Annotated in this window: 16 protein-coding genes; 9 read left to right on the forward strand and 7 right to left on the reverse strand. The window is 71.5% G+C overall.

The features are described from left to right. Positions 1–88: 88 nt before the first annotated feature. Positions 89–610, forward strand: a complete 522-nt coding sequence (locus IE273_RS06260) for a regulator component (protein ID WP_189814119.1) — start codon at positions 89–91, stop codon at positions 608–610. Further along, positions 603–1,751, forward strand: coding sequence for an MAB_1171c family putative transporter (locus tag IE273_RS06265; protein WP_189814120.1), 1,149 nt, complete (start codon positions 603–605; stop codon positions 1,749–1,751). Before IE273_RS06260 ends, IE273_RS06265 begins: the two co-directional genes overlap by 8 nt. A gap of 137 nt (positions 1,752–1,888) precedes the next feature. On the opposite strand, the gene IE273_RS06270 is transcribed toward IE273_RS06265, so the two are convergent. Further along, positions 1,889–2,725 carry an SDR family NAD(P)-dependent oxidoreductase gene (locus IE273_RS06270; protein ID WP_189814121.1) on the reverse strand — a complete coding sequence of 279 codons (837 nt, stop codon included), beginning with the start codon at positions 2,723–2,725 and terminating at the stop codon, positions 1,889–1,891. A gap of 228 nt (positions 2,726–2,953) precedes the next feature. Between IE273_RS06270 and IE273_RS06275 the strand changes: the two genes are divergently transcribed. Beyond that, positions 2,954–4,327: a chitinase gene (locus IE273_RS06275; RefSeq protein WP_189814122.1), complete on the forward strand. Its 1,374-nt coding sequence runs from the start codon at positions 2,954–2,956 to the stop codon at positions 4,325–4,327. A 266-nt stretch (positions 4,328–4,593) separates the two neighbouring features. After that, complete coding sequence (locus IE273_RS06280; protein ID WP_189814123.1) at positions 4,594–5,856, forward strand: cation:proton antiporter domain-containing protein; 1,263 nt, start codon at positions 4,594–4,596, stop codon at positions 5,854–5,856. 26 nt (positions 5,857–5,882) lie between these two features. Here the strand turns inward: IE273_RS06280 and IE273_RS06285 are convergent, their stop codons facing one another. The 3 genes from IE273_RS06285 to IE273_RS06295 form a co-directional block, all read right to left on the reverse strand. After that, on the reverse strand, positions 5,883–6,557 hold the full coding sequence (locus IE273_RS06285; protein WP_189814124.1) for an RES family NAD+ phosphorylase: 675 nt from the start codon (positions 6,555–6,557) through the stop codon (positions 5,883–5,885). Further along, positions 6,557–7,240, reverse strand: a complete 684-nt coding sequence (locus tag IE273_RS06290; RefSeq protein WP_189814125.1) for a hypothetical protein — start codon at positions 7,238–7,240, stop codon at positions 6,557–6,559. The genes IE273_RS06285 and IE273_RS06290 overlap by 1 nt, the downstream gene beginning before the upstream one ends. Before the next feature lie 86 nt (positions 7,241–7,326). Continuing rightward, positions 7,327–7,890: a hypothetical protein gene (locus IE273_RS06295; protein WP_229887101.1), complete on the reverse strand. Its 564-nt coding sequence runs from the start codon at positions 7,888–7,890 to the stop codon at positions 7,327–7,329. 169 nt (positions 7,891–8,059) lie between these two features. Here IE273_RS06295 and IE273_RS06300 point away from each other — a divergent pair, with 169 nt between their 5' ends. Both IE273_RS06300 and IE273_RS06305 read left to right on the forward strand, forming a co-directional pair. Continuing rightward, positions 8,060–8,419: a DUF6204 family protein gene (locus tag IE273_RS06300; protein ID WP_189814126.1), complete on the forward strand. Its 360-nt coding sequence runs from the start codon at positions 8,060–8,062 to the stop codon at positions 8,417–8,419. Positions 8,420–8,478: 59 nt separating this feature from the next. Further along, a complete protein-coding gene (locus IE273_RS06305; protein WP_189814127.1) occupies positions 8,479–8,922 on the forward strand; it encodes a MarR family winged helix-turn-helix transcriptional regulator in 444 nt (147 codons plus the stop codon). 111 nt (positions 8,923–9,033) lie between these two features. On the opposite strand, the gene IE273_RS06310 is transcribed toward IE273_RS06305, so the two are convergent. Further along, complete coding sequence (locus tag IE273_RS06310) at positions 9,034–9,465, reverse strand: pyrophosphohydrolase domain-containing protein (protein ID WP_189814128.1); 432 nt, start codon at positions 9,463–9,465, stop codon at positions 9,034–9,036. A gap of 130 nt (positions 9,466–9,595) precedes the next feature. Between IE273_RS06310 and IE273_RS06315 the strand changes: the two genes are divergently transcribed. Beyond that, a complete protein-coding gene (locus tag IE273_RS06315) occupies positions 9,596–10,594 on the forward strand; it encodes a TAXI family TRAP transporter solute-binding subunit (RefSeq protein ID WP_189814129.1) in 999 nt (332 codons plus the stop codon). Between the two features lie 81 nt (positions 10,595–10,675). On the opposite strand, the gene IE273_RS06320 is transcribed toward IE273_RS06315, so the two are convergent. Further along, on the reverse strand, positions 10,676–12,106 hold the full coding sequence (locus tag IE273_RS06320) for a sensor histidine kinase (protein ID WP_189814130.1): 1,431 nt from the start codon (positions 12,104–12,106) through the stop codon (positions 10,676–10,678). Between the two features lie 9 nt (positions 12,107–12,115). Next, a complete protein-coding gene (locus IE273_RS06325; protein WP_189814131.1) occupies positions 12,116–12,802 on the reverse strand; it encodes a response regulator transcription factor in 687 nt (228 codons plus the stop codon). 290 nt (positions 12,803–13,092) lie between these two features. On the opposite strand from IE273_RS06325, the gene IE273_RS06330 reads away from it, so the two are divergent. After that, on the forward strand, positions 13,093–13,869 hold the full coding sequence (locus IE273_RS06330) for an amino acid ABC transporter ATP-binding protein (protein ID WP_189814132.1): 777 nt from the start codon (positions 13,093–13,095) through the stop codon (positions 13,867–13,869). Between the two features lie 136 nt (positions 13,870–14,005). Continuing rightward, positions 14,006–14,842 carry a glutamate ABC transporter substrate-binding protein gene (locus IE273_RS06335; protein ID WP_189814133.1) on the forward strand — a complete coding sequence of 279 codons (837 nt, stop codon included), beginning with the start codon at positions 14,006–14,008 and terminating at the stop codon, positions 14,840–14,842. Positions 14,843–14,863 lie beyond the last annotated feature (21 nt).

Consider the following 14,863-nt stretch of genomic DNA (forward strand, 5'->3'; position numbering starts at 1 on the left):
GAGGGCGCGCGACCTGCTTAGGTGTGACCCACAGCTTGTCCGCTGGTGACGTGAAGTGCTTTCTCGCCCGAACGGGGTGACACGGCAGGTGAGGAGAACGGGCGAGTACGCCGCGCTACGGCGCCGGTGCACCACGATCCTGCGCGATCTCGGGGTGCCCCGGTCGCTGTCCCTGGACGCGGTACGGGAGCGGGTGGAAGAACTCAGAGGCCGTCCGCTGGTGCTGAGGGAGCTGCCCGAGGAGGCGGCGGCCACCGGGGCCTGCGGCCTGTGGATGGCCACCGACAAGGCCGACTACGTCTTCTACGAGGCCCGGACCGCCCCGCTGCACCGGGAGCACATCATCCTCCACGAGATCGGCCACGTGCTGTGCGACCACCACCGGAGCCTCACCGTCGACGGCGAGCAGCAGGCCGGTGACCTCCTGGTCGGCCTCCAGCCCCACCTCGTCACACGGCTGAGGGCCAGGACCAGCTACACGAACACCGAGGAACAGGAAGCCGAGATGATCGCCACCCTGATCCAGAGCGCCGGGACCGCCGACCGGGCGGCCGGACCCCTGGGACGGCTCGGCGCGTTCCTCGGGGTGACGGCCGACGCCGGTGAATGAGCTGGCGGCCCGGGTCGGACTCGCCGGCGTCTTCGCCCTGTGGTTCGCCCTCGTCTGGCGGGCCCGGCCGGCACTGCGCCACTCCCAGCAGCGGGGGCTCTGGCTCACCGTGCTGGCCACGACCATCGCGATCACCCTCTTCCAGCCCGGGATCGTCGGCCCGCTCACGTCGGCCGGCCTCGATGTCCACACGGTGTCCCTCGCCCGCAATCTGATCGGCGTGCTCAGCGCGGGACTGGTCCTGCTCTTCGTCGTCGACTCCAGCGGTCCTCCGCGGCTGCGCCGCTTCGCGGCGGTGGGGATGACGGCGGCCCTCGTCTCGTTGCTCGTCCTGGGTCTCATGCACCTCGGCACGGGAACGGCGTCCGCCCAGGGGCCCGCGTCCGCCGCGTCCGCCTACTGGCTGATCCTCATCGCCGCCCATCTCGCCGGTGACGCCGCCGCCGTCGTGGTCTGCTGGCGGTACAGCCTGCGGACGACCGAGCGCGATCTCGTATGGTCGCTGCGCCTGTTCGCGGCGGGCAGCGTGCTCGCGCTCGCCTTCTGGTCCGGCTACCTCTGGCACCTCTACGACCGTGTCCCGCGCCTGCTCCCCTACCTGACCATGATCATGAGTGTGCACGGCTTCCTGCGGGCGGCGTCCCTGCTGGTCCCCACAGCGAGCGCCCTCGTCCGGTCGGCCGGCGCGCTGCGGACGATCTGGCGGCTGTGGCCGCTGTGGCGCGACCTGGTGACGGCGGTGCCCCATGTGGCCCTCGCCAGGCCCCGGCGGTCCCGGCTCCAGGAGGTGCTGTGGCCGCGCCTTCCGCCGGCCTTGCAGGCGCACCGGCAGACCATCGAGACGTACGACGCCCTTCTGACACTCCAGCAGTACGTGCGGCCGGACGCCTACGAGAACGCGTACCGGTACGCCAGGCGGGCGGGGGTGCGGGACGATCGTCTGGCGTCCGCCGCGCTCGCCGGTGCCGTGGACCAGGCCCGGCGGGCCGTCCTCGCCGGCGTGCCACCGGCCGACCCGCGGCCCCTGCCCGGGGTGACGCAGGGCAGTCCGGGGACACTCCTCGGGATCGCCCGGATGTGGCCCGCCATGACCGGCGTGCTCCCCTGCCCCGACCGGACCTCGCCGGCCCGTCGGCGCTGAAGCCTGGCCGACCGGCGGAGCCAGCCGGCAACGCGGAAGCCAGCCGGCCGCGCGGAAGCCTGACGACCACGCGGAAGTGACGGAGCAGGAGCCTCGTCGACCGCCCTGCACACCAGCCGAGCAGCGCCGAAGCCCGGTCAGTGGGGAGCGGCGGAGCCGTGCTCGCCGTCGCGGGCCGCGATCCGGTAGTCGAACGCGAGTGTTCCCGGGTCGAGGGCCGTCGCGCCGCCGTCCACGGTGAGCACCGCGCCGTTGACGTACGACGCCGCCGGGGACAGCAGCCAGCCGATCGCCTCCGCGACCTCGCGCGGCTCACCCGGGCGCCCCTGCGGCAGCAGCCTGGTGGCCTCCGCGTAGCCCGCCTCCACCCCGCCACCCGGCAGTTCCGCCTCCGCGGCGAAGCGCGCCATGCGCCGGTCGGCCATCTCGGTGCGCACCCAGCCGGGACACACGATGTTGGCCCGCACCCCCTGACGCCCGTAGTCGACGGCGACGGAACGGCACAGCTGGAGCAGGGCGGCCTTGGAGGTGGCGTACGGCGCGTTGCTCGTGCCGTTGCGCAGCGCGGACACGGAAGCGACGGCGACCACCGCTCCCCGGGACTCCAGCAGGTGCGGGATCGCGGCGCGCAGCAGGAGGAGCGGACCGGTCACGTTGGTGCGCATCACCTCGTCCCAGTCCCGCAGCGACATGTCGCCCACGGCTCCGCCGCGCCCGATGCCCGCGTTCAGCACCAGCCCGTCGAGCCGTCCGTACGCGGCCAGGGCCGCCTGGACCAGTCCCTCGGCCGCGTCGGGGTCCCCGACGTCGGACGGGTGGGCCAGCGCCCCCGTCTCCCGCGCGAGGCGCTCCAGGGGTTCGGTCCGGCGGCCGGAGACGACCACCTGGTGACCCGCCTCGGTCAGCAGCCGGGCCGTCGCCTGGCCGATACCCGAGCCTCCGCCGGTCACGACGACAACGCGCTTGTCCTCCATTGCAGTTCAGGCCCCTTCACCGAGATCACCGAGCATCACCGAGATCGTCAAGCGCGACCGAGCTTAGGACCCACCGCCGCGGCGGTGACGACTTCCGGCCAGCGTCCGCTCCGATGGCCGGCACGGCAACTCCCTTCCCTCACTTCTTACTTCACACCTTGACGGAAGTGGTCTGGACCTCTAGTTTCGCCGGGCGACCACCCCTCCCCACGAAAGGGTGTCCCCACCATGCGCAGAGCCAGGTCCCTGCCCGCGTCCGCGTCCGCCGCGCTGGCGGTCGCCGCTCTCACCCTGTCCACCGGGCTGTTCGCCGCCTCCCCCGCGCAGGCCGCCACCGGCACCATCACCGGCCTCGCCGGCAAGTGCCTCGACGTCGCCGGGGCCGGCTCCGCCGACGGCACCGCCGTACAGCTCTACGACTGCAACGGCACCAGCGCCCAGCAGTGGACGGTCGGCGGCGACGGCACCATCCGCGCCCTCGGCAAGTGCCTCGACGTCACCGGCAACTCCACCGCCGACGGCGCCAAGGCGCAGCTGTGGACCTGTACCGGCGGCGCCAACCAGAAGTGGACGGTCACCGCCGCCCACGACATCGTCAACCCGCAGGCGAACAAGTGCCTGGACGTCACCGACAACAACTCCGCCAACGGCACCCGGGCACAGATCTGGAGCTGCACCGGCGCCGCCAACCAGAAGTGGAACGCGCCCGCGGCCGGCGGCAGCACCCCCTCGGCGCCGATGGCGGTGGCGCCGTACCTGTACAACGGCTGGGGCAGCCCGCCCGACCCGACCACCATCACCCAGGCCACGGGCGTCAAGTGGTTCACGCTCGCCTTCGTGCTGAGCAACGGCTACTGCAACCCGCAGTGGGACGGCAGCCGTCCGCTGACCGGCGGAGTGGACCAGCAGACGGTCAACACCGTGCGGGCGAACGGCGGTGACGTCATCCCGTCCTTCGGCGGTTACAGCGGCAACAAGCTGGAGAGTTCCTGCTCCAGCGCCGGCGAGCTCGCCGCCGCCTACCAGAAGGTCGTCAACGCCTACGGCCTGAAGGCGATCGACATCGACCTGGAGGCCGACGCCTACAGCAACGGCACCGTCCAGCAGCGCACGGTCGACGCGCTGAAGACCGTGAAGGCCAACAACCCCGGTCTGAAGGTGTACATCACCATCGGCACCGGGCAGAGCGGCCCCGACACCAGCCTCATCAACCGGGCCGCCGCCTCCGGTCTGACCGTCGACGCCTGGGCCATCATGCCGTTCGACTTCGACGGCGCGGGCCAGAACATGGGCAACCTGACCGTGCAGGCGGCCGAGGGCCTGAAGAACGCCCTGAAGAACGCCTACCACTACAGCGACGACCAGGCCTACCGGGACATGGGCATCTCGTCCATGAACGGCATCACCGACCAGAACGAGACCGTCACGGTGGCCGACTTCCGCACCATCCTGGGCTACGCCCAGCAGCACCACCTGGCCCGGCTGACCTTCTGGTCCGCCAACCGGGACCGTCCCTGCACCGGCGGGCCCGCCGACAGCTGCTCCGGCGTCAGCCAGTCCGCCTGGGACTACACGCGGGTCTTCGCCGGCTACACCGGCTGACCGGCCCGGCCCCGGGCGGCGGCGGACACCGCCAGGACGGCCCGGGGCTCTCGCGGTGACCTCACGGGAGGCGACCGGCGCGCCCGGCGCCTCCCGTTTCCCGCTCTCCCGGCACCTTCCGCGTCAAGGGGAATCCCGGTCGCCTTTCCGGGACCACGGAAGCCGTTGACAAAGAGGGCCGGCGCACCGAAGCATGGCTGGGCACGTCGGCGGCATCCCATCGAATTCCGGGCGGCACACGCGGCCCGTCATGAAGGCAGGGACCGGTGACCACGAACCAATTGTTCGCGCTCTTCTCCGACCTGGCTCTCATTCTCGTCCTCGCCCATCTCCTGGGCATGGTGGCCCGACGATTATCCCAGCCCGCGGTCATCGGCGAGGTGCTCGCGGGTATCGCACTCGGCCCGACTCTCCTGGGCCATACGGTGTCGGACTTCCTGTTTCCCACCGGCATCCGGCCGATGCTCACGGCTCTCGCCGATGTCGGCATGGCCGTCTTCATGTTCATCGTGGGCCTGGAACTGGACCGCGGACTCCTGCGCGGGACCGGACGACTGGCGGTCACCGTGTCGGTCTCCTCCATCGTGCTGCCGTTCGGACTCGGCGCTCTGCTCGCCCTGCTGCTGGTCGACGACAACGCCCCGGATCACCGGCTGGGATTCGTGCTCTTCATGGGCACGGCGATGGCGGTGACCGCCTTTCCGGTGCTGGCCCGCATTCTCACGGACCGGAAGATGCAGCACACCCCGGTCGGCGGACTGGCGCTGGCCTGCGCCGCGATCGGTGACGTGCTCGCCTGGTGCATGCTCGCCGCCGTGGTCGCACTGGTCGGCGGGGCCGGCGCCGACCAGTGGTACCTGCTGCTGCTCGTCCCGTACGCCGCTGTGATGCTCTGGGTGGTGCGTCCGCTGCTGCGCGGACTGGTCGCCGCCGGCGGTGCCGCCCGGCTGAGTCCCGTCGCGCTGACGGTCGTCCTCGCCGGGCTCCTCATGTCGGGGGCGGTCACGGAGAAGATCGGGCTGCATTTCATCTTCGGCGCCTTCTTCTTCGGCGTGGTGATGCCGAAGGAATCCACCGAGCAGCTGCGCGCGGACATCACCGAGCGGATCGGCCACATGAGCAGCCATTTACTGCTGCCGGTCTTCTTCATCAGCGTGGGCCTGAAAGTCGACCTGTCGCATCTGGGGCGGTCCGGATGGCTGGACTTCAGCCTCATCCTGCTGGTCGCGGTCAGCGGCAAATTCCTCGGCGCGTTCCTGAGCGCCCGGGCCCACGGCGTCACGGCGCGCCAATCCGCGGTGCTCGCCACGCTGATGAACACCAGGGGTCTCACCGAGCTCATCATTCTGACCGCCGGTCTGCAACTCGGTGTCCTCAACGACCGGTTGTACTCCCTGATGGTCGCCATGGCCGTCGTGACCACGGCGATGGCGGGGCCGCTCCTCTCACTCTTCCAGCCGGACACCGTCGCCGATCACGACCTCCTCCCGGCGGCCCGCGATCCCCGGTCGCCCACCGCAGGGCGATGACGGACACCGCGACGTCCACCTCGCTCTCAACACGGCCACTCGGGCTTGGCGATCCTCGCCCGCAGCGGTGCCAGGAGTTCGTTGGCACGCTCCCAGCCCTCCTCGGAACCGAGGTCCTGGACGCCCCGCCCCGGCAGGACCTCCAGCGGCCCGCCGCCCGGACCCCCGCAGCGGTCGTGATAGAGCACCAGCGCGTGTTCCGACCGGTTGCGCCGGGACTCCCAGATCAGGCCCATGGCGTCGGATGCCTGCGCCCGGATCTCGCTCGACCAGCGCCGCGCCCGGGCGTAGTTGCTCTCGTCCTCCAGCAGCGTGGCGTCCTGGCACACGGCGGCCAGGTCCGCACCGCTGATCAGGGAGACGAGGGTCAGGTCGTAGCGCGTGCGCAGACAGCTGAGCGACCGCTGCCAGACCGCGCGGTAGGGGATCGTGCGCTCACCGACGGGTGGTTCGAACGGCCGGGAGCGCAGCACGCTCTCGGCCAGTGCCGTCAGCGCGCTGTCCGCCAGGTACAGGCTGTGGTACGTGTCCAGCACGGTGCCGTCGAAGCGGCCTCCCTCGAAGTGGATGTCCGCGAGTCTCGGGTTGAACTCGTCCGCCGCGTACCGGGACTGGTGCACCCGCCACAGCACCGTGCCCGCCGGGATCACCCGGCGACGGGGCCGCAGCTTCAGGTCGATCATGGGGAAGAAGCCGCTCATCACTCCCCCTCCGCCAGTTCGCGGGCCGCGCCGGTCAGCCGGTGGTCGGGCAGTCGGCCGAGCAGCGCGGCGGGGGTGCCGCCCAGCCAGCTGTTGCCGCTGAACCACCAGGCCGCGGCCCCCCACGGGTCGATGTCCGCGAGCAGCAGCCGGTTGACCTCCAGGACGACCCCGTACGGGGTGCCGCCGTCCGGTGCGAACTGGAACTCCGGGTAGCGGTCGCCGCCGTCGCGAGCGCTCAGTCTGATCAGCTCGGGCGGCGGCGCGCCACCGCAGCGGGCCCGCGCCTCGGGGGCCGACAGGGCCGGTTCCCGCAGCAGCCGCTCGTGCCCGGGGTCCGGTTCGTACGCCGGTCCACGCGCCGGCGACGGCAGGCCGAACCAGGCCATCAGCTCCCGCGCCCCGGCCACGGTCCCCGGTCCGGGCAGGGTCACGGCACCGCGTGGGGAGTCCAGTTCCCCGCGCACCGGATGACCCAGCGGCAGCTTCAGCAGCACCAGTCTGACGCCGTGGAGTGCCCTGCGCACCGCCCGGTCGTCGTCCGCCGGCGCTTCGGCGAGCGCCGTCAGCCGGGCCAGCAGCACCGTGTACTGCTCATCGCCCAGCGCCTCGTGGATGGTGTCCCGGTGTTCGCCGATCAGGGCGAGCAGCCGCTCCGCCGATCCCGCACGCTCCTCGTGCACGCCGTCCTCCCCTCCGCGTCCGCCGTCTGCGCCGTACTATGCCGACCCCCGGCGCGCACGGCGACACGATCCCGCTCCCGGCCTCCTCACCGCCCGGAATCCGCCCGGAAGCCACCCAGTTGTGAGCGCATCTCGCGCCGCATCCCGCGCAGCCGGCCCCACAGTTCGTCGATGTTCTCCCGCACCGCGGCCGGTGAGTCACCGGCGCGTGGGGTTCCGTCGTCCAGGCGCCGGACCATGCCGTAGACCGCCCCGAGTTCGTGGCTGAGGCCGCCCGCGAGGCCGAGCACCCGGTCGGGCATCCGCAGCTGGGCCTCCGCGTACACGTCCCGGTACTGGTCGCGTGCCTCCGTGAGCCGCTGCCGGACGGCCGGGAGCTCCTCCTCACGCCCCAGGGCGTGCACCTGGTCGGTGAGCGCGGCCAGGTACTGCCGCGCGCAGGTGTTGAGGGCGACGTAGCACGCGCGCAGTTCCTGGGCGTGCCGGCGCCGCTCGCGCACCTCCTCGGCGCGCTCCTGCTCCCTCCGGCGGCTGCGGTCGGCCGCGCGCTGGGTCAGCAGCGCGGACAGGAGCGTGCCGACGACCCCGACGACCGCGACCACGGGCGCGGTCGCTTCCCCGACATCCACCCCGCCCTCCGTCCCCGTCATGGCCCACGCTGTCAGGAAATCAGCACCCGCGCGCCGAGTGAACAGCCGAGCCGGACCTCGCCCGGTGTCCGCCCCGCCGACGCCCGGATCGGCTGCCCGGCCCGGCGGACGGCACCCGGACCGGGAAACCCGGTGGAGGGGTCGCCCGGGCTGTGCCTAGGGTCGCGGAATGAGTACACGAACCTTCCGCATCACCGTCCGCGGCGCCTTCGACGCCCTCACCGACGCCCAGCGCGCCGCCCTGCTGGCCGACGCGGCCGAACACGACGTCCTGCGCGCCGCCTTCACCCCCGAGGGCACCCTCACCTACGACATCGCCGCCCGGCCCGCCTTCGTCTTCCGCTTCTCCGCGACGGGAGAGAAGGAGGAGGACATTCTGGAGGCGACGGAACGGGCCGAGGAGTCGGCGAAGTCCTGGCTGACGGGGCGCGGCTACGGCTTCAAGCAGCTGCGGACGACCGCCGAGGACCTCTCCCAGGCGCCCCTGGGCAAGCGACAGCGCCGCGCGGCCCGTACGACCGGTCTCTGACATCCCCTAAACTTGAGTACTCAAGGACAAGGCAAGAGAGGTACGAGTGGGAGTGGGTCGTGAGTGAGGGCCTGGACGCGGCTCTGCGCCTGGTACGGGCCCAGTCGGCGCTCGTACGACGCTTCGACGCCCGGCTCGGTGGCCTGCACGGCGTCAGCCTGGCCGACTTCACCCTGCTGCTGCGGCTGGAGCAGGCGCCCGGCGGCCGGATGCGCCGGGTGGACCTCGCCGAGGCGCTGGGGCTGACCGCCTCGGGCGTGACGCGCGGGCTCGCTCCGCTGGAGCGGATCGGGCTGGTGACCAGGGAGACGGACGCCCGGGACGCGCGCGTGGCGTACGCGGCGCTGACCGGGACGGGCCGGCACCGACTGGCCGAGATGCGGACCACGGCGGAGGAGACCGCCGCCGAGGTCTTCGCCGGCCCGGCGTGGCCCGCGGCGGACATCGCCCGCCTCGCGGACCTGCTCACCCGTCTCGGCGGCACGGGCCTGACGGGGCGCTGAGTCCCCGCCGCCGTGCTGCCTCGACTCCTCGGCGCGCGGGTCACGTTGAGAGGGGCACCCGTGGCCTCCGGCTGCCGGTGTCGGTGTCGATGTCGGTGTCGGGCACCGACGTCAGGCCGCGCCGCCCGGTATCCAGCCCTGGCGGCGCAGTACGGCCGAGACGTCCGGCGCCCGGTAGTGCTCCCCCTTGAGCACCTTGCCGTCGGCCCGGCGGGCGACCGTCCCGTCCGGGCCTCTCTTGCTCATGTTGGCGCGGTGGATCTCGGCGATCACCTCGTCGAGGTCGATGCCGTGCACCAGGGCCGTGCCGTAGGCCACGTACACCACGTCGGCCAGCTCGTGCGCGAGCCGGTCCAGCGGTCCCTCCACCGCGACCTCGGCCACCTCCGCGGCCTCCTCGGCGAGCAGCTCACCGCGGTGGGCGGCCAGCTCCGGGTCCACCTCCGTCGGCGTGCTGCGGACGTCGAGACCGAAGGCGTGGTGGAACTCGCGCACGAGGCGGGCGGGTGACGTGTTCGTCCGGTCGACGGGGGAAGTGGTCATACGGCGACTCTAACGGCGGCCACTGACAACGCCCCTTTTGCCCGTGCGGATCCCCGCGGCCTCCGCTCCCGGGTTCCCGGAGTGACCCCGGCCCTGGTCAGCGGAGCGCGTCGCCTGGCAGGATCGCCGCATGTCCAAGGTGTTCCCCCGGCTCGGCAGGCGCCGGGCGTTGCAGGGCGCGGTCGTCGGTGCCGTCGCCCTCGCGCTGCTGCTGTGGTGGCTGCTGCCCTTGGGCGAGAAGCCGCCGAGCGGGACGATCGTGTTCAGCACCGGCACGTCCCGCGGGGTCTACCAGGAGTACGGCGAGCGGCTGCGCACCGAGCTGCGCAGGGACATGCCGGGCCTGAAGGTGAAGCTGCTCACCAGCGCCGGATCCCAGGAGAACGTCCAGCGGGTGGCGACCGGGCAGGCCGACTTCACCATCGCGGCGGCCGACGCGGTGGCGACGTACAAGCTGCGGCGCGGCAGCGGCGCCGGGCGGCTGCGCGGTGTGGCCCGGCTCTACGACGACTATGTGCACCTCATCGTCCCGCGCGACTCGGACTTCCGGAGCATCGCCGACCTGCGGCACAAGCGGGTGGCGACCGGACTGCCCAACTCCGGGGTGCGGCTGATAGCCGACCGGGTGCTGCGGGCGGCCGGTATCGACCCGCGCAAGGACATCACGCCGGTCGCGGACGGCATCGACACCGGGCCCGCGCGGCTGCGGGACGGGAAGATCGACGCCTTCTTCTGGTCCGGCGGCCTGCCCACGAAGGGACTGGTGGCGCTGGCACAGCAGGGCGGGTTCCGGTTCCTGCCGATCGACGACACCCTCGTCACCCGGCTGCACGGCCAGGGCGACGGCGCGCGCTACTACCGGACCACCAAGATCCCCGAGTCGGCCTACCCCGACGTGCAGCAGGGGGTGCAGGTGCCGACGATCGCCGTGTCCAACCTGCTGATGACGCGCACGGACGTGGATCCCCGGCTGACCGAGTGGGTGACCCGTACGGTGATCAAGAGCCGGGACGGCATCGGCGCCCATGTGCATTCCGCCCAGCTCGTCGATCTGCGCACCGCCATCTACACCGACCCCCTGCCCTTGCAGGAGGGCGCCCGGCGGTACTACCGGTCGGTCAAGCCGTAGGGGCCGTACGGTGAAGCAGTAAAGGGCTCAAGGGAAGCGCGGCAACGGGGATCCCGGAGCCGACGCCGGGCTCGGCGGAGCCTAGGAGGCGGCGTCCGCCGCGCCCCCGCCGGTCTCCGCGTGCCGGGGCACCCGGACCGTCACCCGTAGCCCCCGCGGCTCGTGGTGGGCGTAGTCGATCGAGCCGCCGCCCGCGCCGAGCAGCGCGCGGGTGATGGACAGGCCGAGACCCGAGCCCTTCACGTTCTGGTGCCGGCCACTGCGCCAGAAACGGTCGCCCACGCGCGCGAGTTCCTCGTCGGTGAGGCCGGGGCCGGTGTCCGTGACGACGACGGTGGTGGTGTCGCCGTCGGTGGCGACGGTGACCTCGACCGTGCCCCCCTCGGGGGAGAACTTCACGGCGTTGTCGATCACCGCGTCCAGGGCGCTGGACAGGGCGATCGGGTCGGCCCAGCCGGTGGTGGGCGGGCAGTCGCCGGTCATCCGGACGCCCTTGGTCCGGGCGGCCGGTGCCCAGGCGGCCACCCGTTCCTCGGCCAGCGCGCCGATGTCGGTCAGCACGAGGTCGGCCTCGGCGTGCTCGGCCAGCGCCAGGTCGAGCAGGTCGTCCAGGACCTGCGCGAGACGCTTGCCCTCGGTGCGGACCGAGGCGATCTCCTCGTTGTCCTCCGGCAGTTCGAGGGCGAGCAGTTCGATGCGCAGCAGCAGCGCCGCGAGCGGGTTGCGCAACTGGTGCGAGGCGTCGGCGACGAAGGCGCGCTGCTGCTCCAGCACGTCCTCGACGTTGTCCGCCATCTCGTTGAACGAGCGAGCCAGCCGTCTGAGTTCCGGCGGCCCGCCGGCGACCGCGACCCGGGACTTCAGGCGTCCGGTGGCGATGTCGTGGGTGGTGGCGTCCAGGATCCGTACCGGCCTGAGCACCCAGCCGGTCAGCCTGAGCGCGGCGCCGACGGCGAGCAGCATGGCCGCGATCTCACCGGCCCCGATGAGCAGCCAGCCGCGCAGTATGCGCGAACGGAGCTGCCCGGTGGGCGAGTCGGTGACCACGACCGCGACGACGTCCCCGTCCCGGATCACCGGGGAGGCGACGACGAGCCAATCGCGCTGCCAGGGCCACACCTGCCGCGGGTCATGGCTGCGCCGGCTGAGCAGCGCCTCGTCGAACGCCCTGCGCACCTCCCCGGTCCGCGGTACGAACCAGTCGCCGGGCGCATTGGCCATGGCGGAACCGTTGCGGTAGAAGACACCGGCGCGGATGCCGTAGACGCCGTAGTAGCTCTCCAGTTCGCTGCGCAGGGTCTCCCCGCGCTCGTCCGTGGCGGTGCGGTGGGGTCCGCCGGGCCCGTCGGTGACGAACTGGGCGAGTGCCGCGAAGCGTGCCGTGTCGTCTATCCGGTCGACGACGACCCGCTGCTGCTGTGCGGCGGCCACGCTGCCGGCGAGCGGGATGCCGAGCGCGAGCAGGACGGCCGCCAGCAGGACGATGAGCAGCGGGAGGAGGCGTGTGCGCACCCGTCCCCGCTAGGCGGCCGGGGCGACGAGCCGGTAGCCGACGCCGCGTACGGTCTCGATCAGCGCGGGCATCCGCAGCTTGGCGCGCAGGGAGGCGACGTGCACCTCCAGGGTGCGACCGGTCCCCTCCCAGCTGGTGCGCCACACCTCGCTGATGATCTGTTCGCGTCGGAAGACCACGCCGGGCCGCTGGGCGAGCAGGGCGAGCAGATCGAACTCCTTGCGGGTCAGCTGGACGACCGAACCGCCCACGCTGACCTGGCGGGTGGGCAGTTCGATCCGGACCGGGCCGAGGAGCAGGGCGCTCTCGCCGACGGTCGCCGGGTCCTCGTGGGCGGTGCGCCGGCTGACGGCGTGGATCCGGGCGAGCAGTTCCCCGGTGTCGTATGGCTTCACGACGTAGTCGTCGGCGCCCAGGTTGAGCCCGTGGATGCGGGAGCGGACGTCGGAGCGCGCGGTGACCATGATCACCGGGGTGCTGGTGCGTTTGCGGATCTTGCCGCAGACCTCGTAGCCGTCCTGGTCGGGCAGGCCGAGGTCGAGCAGGACGACACCGAAGCCGTTGCCCTCGGGGACGAGCGCCTGGAGGGCTTCCTCGCCGCTGCGCGCGTGGGTGACCTGGAAGCCGTGTTTCGCGAGGACGGCCGACAGCGCCGCGGCGACGTGGTTGTCGTCCTCGACGAGGAGCAGTCTCATCCCGGCCCCCTCCGGTTCAGCCGTCGTACGGTCTCGGTTCGCGTCGGGCGTGTAGGTCACGCGCGCGTGCACCAGTGCAGTGACGCTGATGTACAAGGACGGCGTCAAGAGGCTTCGGGTTGCCCGTCGCTTCCGTTATCCGGCCGATACGCGCACCGGCGACAAGTGCTACGACATGTGTCCGATTGCTATCGGATCGTGATGCTCAGATCTCCCTCAGATGTGATGACGCAGGTCACAGCCCCTCACTACTGTCCTCGGAAACCCGAGGAGGACGGAGCCTGAGAGCGATGACCAATGTATCGGTGGCCAAGGAAGATGTGGCCACGTCCGACGAACTGGTCGTCCTGAGGAGCGTCAACAAGCACTTCGGCGCGTTGCACGTGCTCCAGGACATCGACCTGACGATCGCCCGCGGCGAGGTCGTCGTGGTCATCGGGCCCTCCGGGTCCGGGAAGTCGACCCTGTGCCGCACCATCAACCGCCTGGAGACGATCGACTCGGGCACGATCACGATCGACGGCAAGCCCCTGCCGCACGAGGGCCGCGAGCTGGCCCGGCTGCGGGCGGACGTGGGCATGGTGTTCCAGTCGTTCAACCTCTTCGCGCACAAGACCGTGCTCGAAAACGTGATGCTGGGTCAGGTCAAGGTCCGCAAGGCCGACAAGAAGCAGGCCGGGGAGAAGGCCCGGGCCCTGCTGGACCGGGTCGGCGTGGGCACGCAGGCCGACAAGTACCCCGCCCAGCTCTCCGGCGGCCAGCAGCAGCGGGTCGCGATCGCGCGGGCGCTGGCGATGGGCCCCAAGGTCATGCTCTTCGACGAGCCGACCTCCGCCCTCGACCCCGAGATGATCAACGAGGTCCTGGAGGTCATGCAGCAGCTCGCGCGCGAGGGCATGACGATGATCGTGGTCACCCACGAGATGGGCTTCGCGCGATCGGCCGCGAACCGGGTGGTCTTCATGGCGGACGGCCGGATCGTCGAACAGGCCACGCCCGACCAGTTCTTCAGCAACCCGCGCAGCGACCGGGCCAAGGACTTCCTGTCCAAGATCCTGCACCACTGACGGCACGGCCGGGCCGTCCGCACCGCCCGGCCGCCGCTCCGCCCGGCCGCACCCGCCGTCCGACCGCACGCCCGCCCGGGTCCGCGCCACCCCTGCCTCAGGCACTCGTTCCTCACCACTCAGAAGGATGTTCAGCATGAAGCTCCGCAAGGTCACCGCCGCGTCGGCCGTCCTCCTCGCCCTCTCCGTGACCGCCACCGCCTGCGGCGGCGACAAGAAGGACGACGCCGGTTCCTCCGGCGGTGGCAACAAGATCACCATCGGCATCAAGTTCGACCAGCCGGGCATCGGCCAGAAGACCCCGCAGGGCTACTCGGGCTTCGACGTCGACGTGGCCACCTATGTCGCCAAGAAGCTCGGCTACAACGCCGACCAGATCGAGTGGAAGGAGTCGAAGAGCGCCGACCGCGAGACCATGCTGAAGCGCGGTGACGTCGACTTCATCGCCGCCTCCTACTCGATCACCCCGGAGCGCCAGAAGCTGGTCGACTTCGCCGGGCCGTACCTGCTGGCCCACCAGGACGTGCTGGTCCGCGCGGACGACAGCAGCATCAAGTCGCCGGCCGACCTGAACAACAAGAAGCTGTGTTCGGTCACCGGCTCCACCTCCGCGCAGAACGTCAAGGAGAAGCTCGCTCCCAAGGCGCAGCTCCAGCAGTACCCGACGTACTCCGCGTGCCTGACCGGTCTCCAGAACAAGGTGATCGACGCCCTGACCACGGACGACTCGATCCTCGCCGGCTACGCCTCCCAGTCCCAGTTCAAGGGCAAGTTCAAGCTCGGTGGCCTGAAGATGACCAACGAGAACTACGGCATCGGCGTCAAGAAGGGCAGCGACCTCAAGGGCAAGATCAACAAGGCGCTGGAGGCCATGGTCTCCGACGGGTCCTGGGACGCGGCCGTGAAGAAGAACTTCGGCCCGGCCGGCTACAAGAACGAGCCCGCGCCGAAGATCGGCGACATCAAGAGCTGAGGCAACGCCCGGCGGACGCGC

The organism is Streptomyces olivaceoviridis (assembly GCF_014650115.1).
In the GTDB taxonomy this organism is placed as follows: Bacteria; Actinomycetota; Actinomycetes; order Streptomycetales; family Streptomycetaceae; genus Streptomyces; species Streptomyces olivaceoviridis.

Bases quoted from the DNA above. Each gene is read 5' to 3' on its own strand.
- IE273_RS06325 (WP_189814131.1), bottom strand. From the start codon at position 12,802: ATGAGACTGCTCCTCGTCGAGGACGACAACCACGTCGCCGCGGCGCTG.
- IE273_RS06270 (WP_189814121.1), bottom strand. From the start codon at position 2,725: ATGGAGGACAAGCGCGTTGTCGTCGTGACCGGCGGAGGCTCGGGTATC.
- IE273_RS06310 (WP_189814128.1), bottom strand. From the start codon at position 9,465: ATGACCACTTCCCCCGTCGACCGGACGAACACGTCACCCGCCCGCCTC.
- IE273_RS06315 (WP_189814129.1), top strand. From the start codon at position 9,596: ATGTCCAAGGTGTTCCCCCGGCTCGGCAGGCGCCGGGCGTTGCAGGGC.
- IE273_RS06285 (WP_189814124.1), bottom strand. From the start codon at position 6,557: ATGAGCGGCTTCTTCCCCATGATCGACCTGAAGCTGCGGCCCCGTCGC.
- IE273_RS06275 (WP_189814122.1), top strand. From the start codon at position 2,954: ATGCGCAGAGCCAGGTCCCTGCCCGCGTCCGCGTCCGCCGCGCTGGCG.
- IE273_RS06330 (WP_189814132.1), top strand. From the start codon at position 13,093: ATGACCAATGTATCGGTGGCCAAGGAAGATGTGGCCACGTCCGACGAA.
- IE273_RS06300 (WP_189814126.1), top strand. From the start codon at position 8,060: ATGAGTACACGAACCTTCCGCATCACCGTCCGCGGCGCCTTCGACGCC.
- IE273_RS06335 (WP_189814133.1), top strand. From the start codon at position 14,006: ATGAAGCTCCGCAAGGTCACCGCCGCGTCGGCCGTCCTCCTCGCCCTC.
- IE273_RS06295 (WP_229887101.1), bottom strand. From the start codon at position 7,890: ATGACGGGGACGGAGGGCGGGGTGGATGTCGGGGAAGCGACCGCGCCC.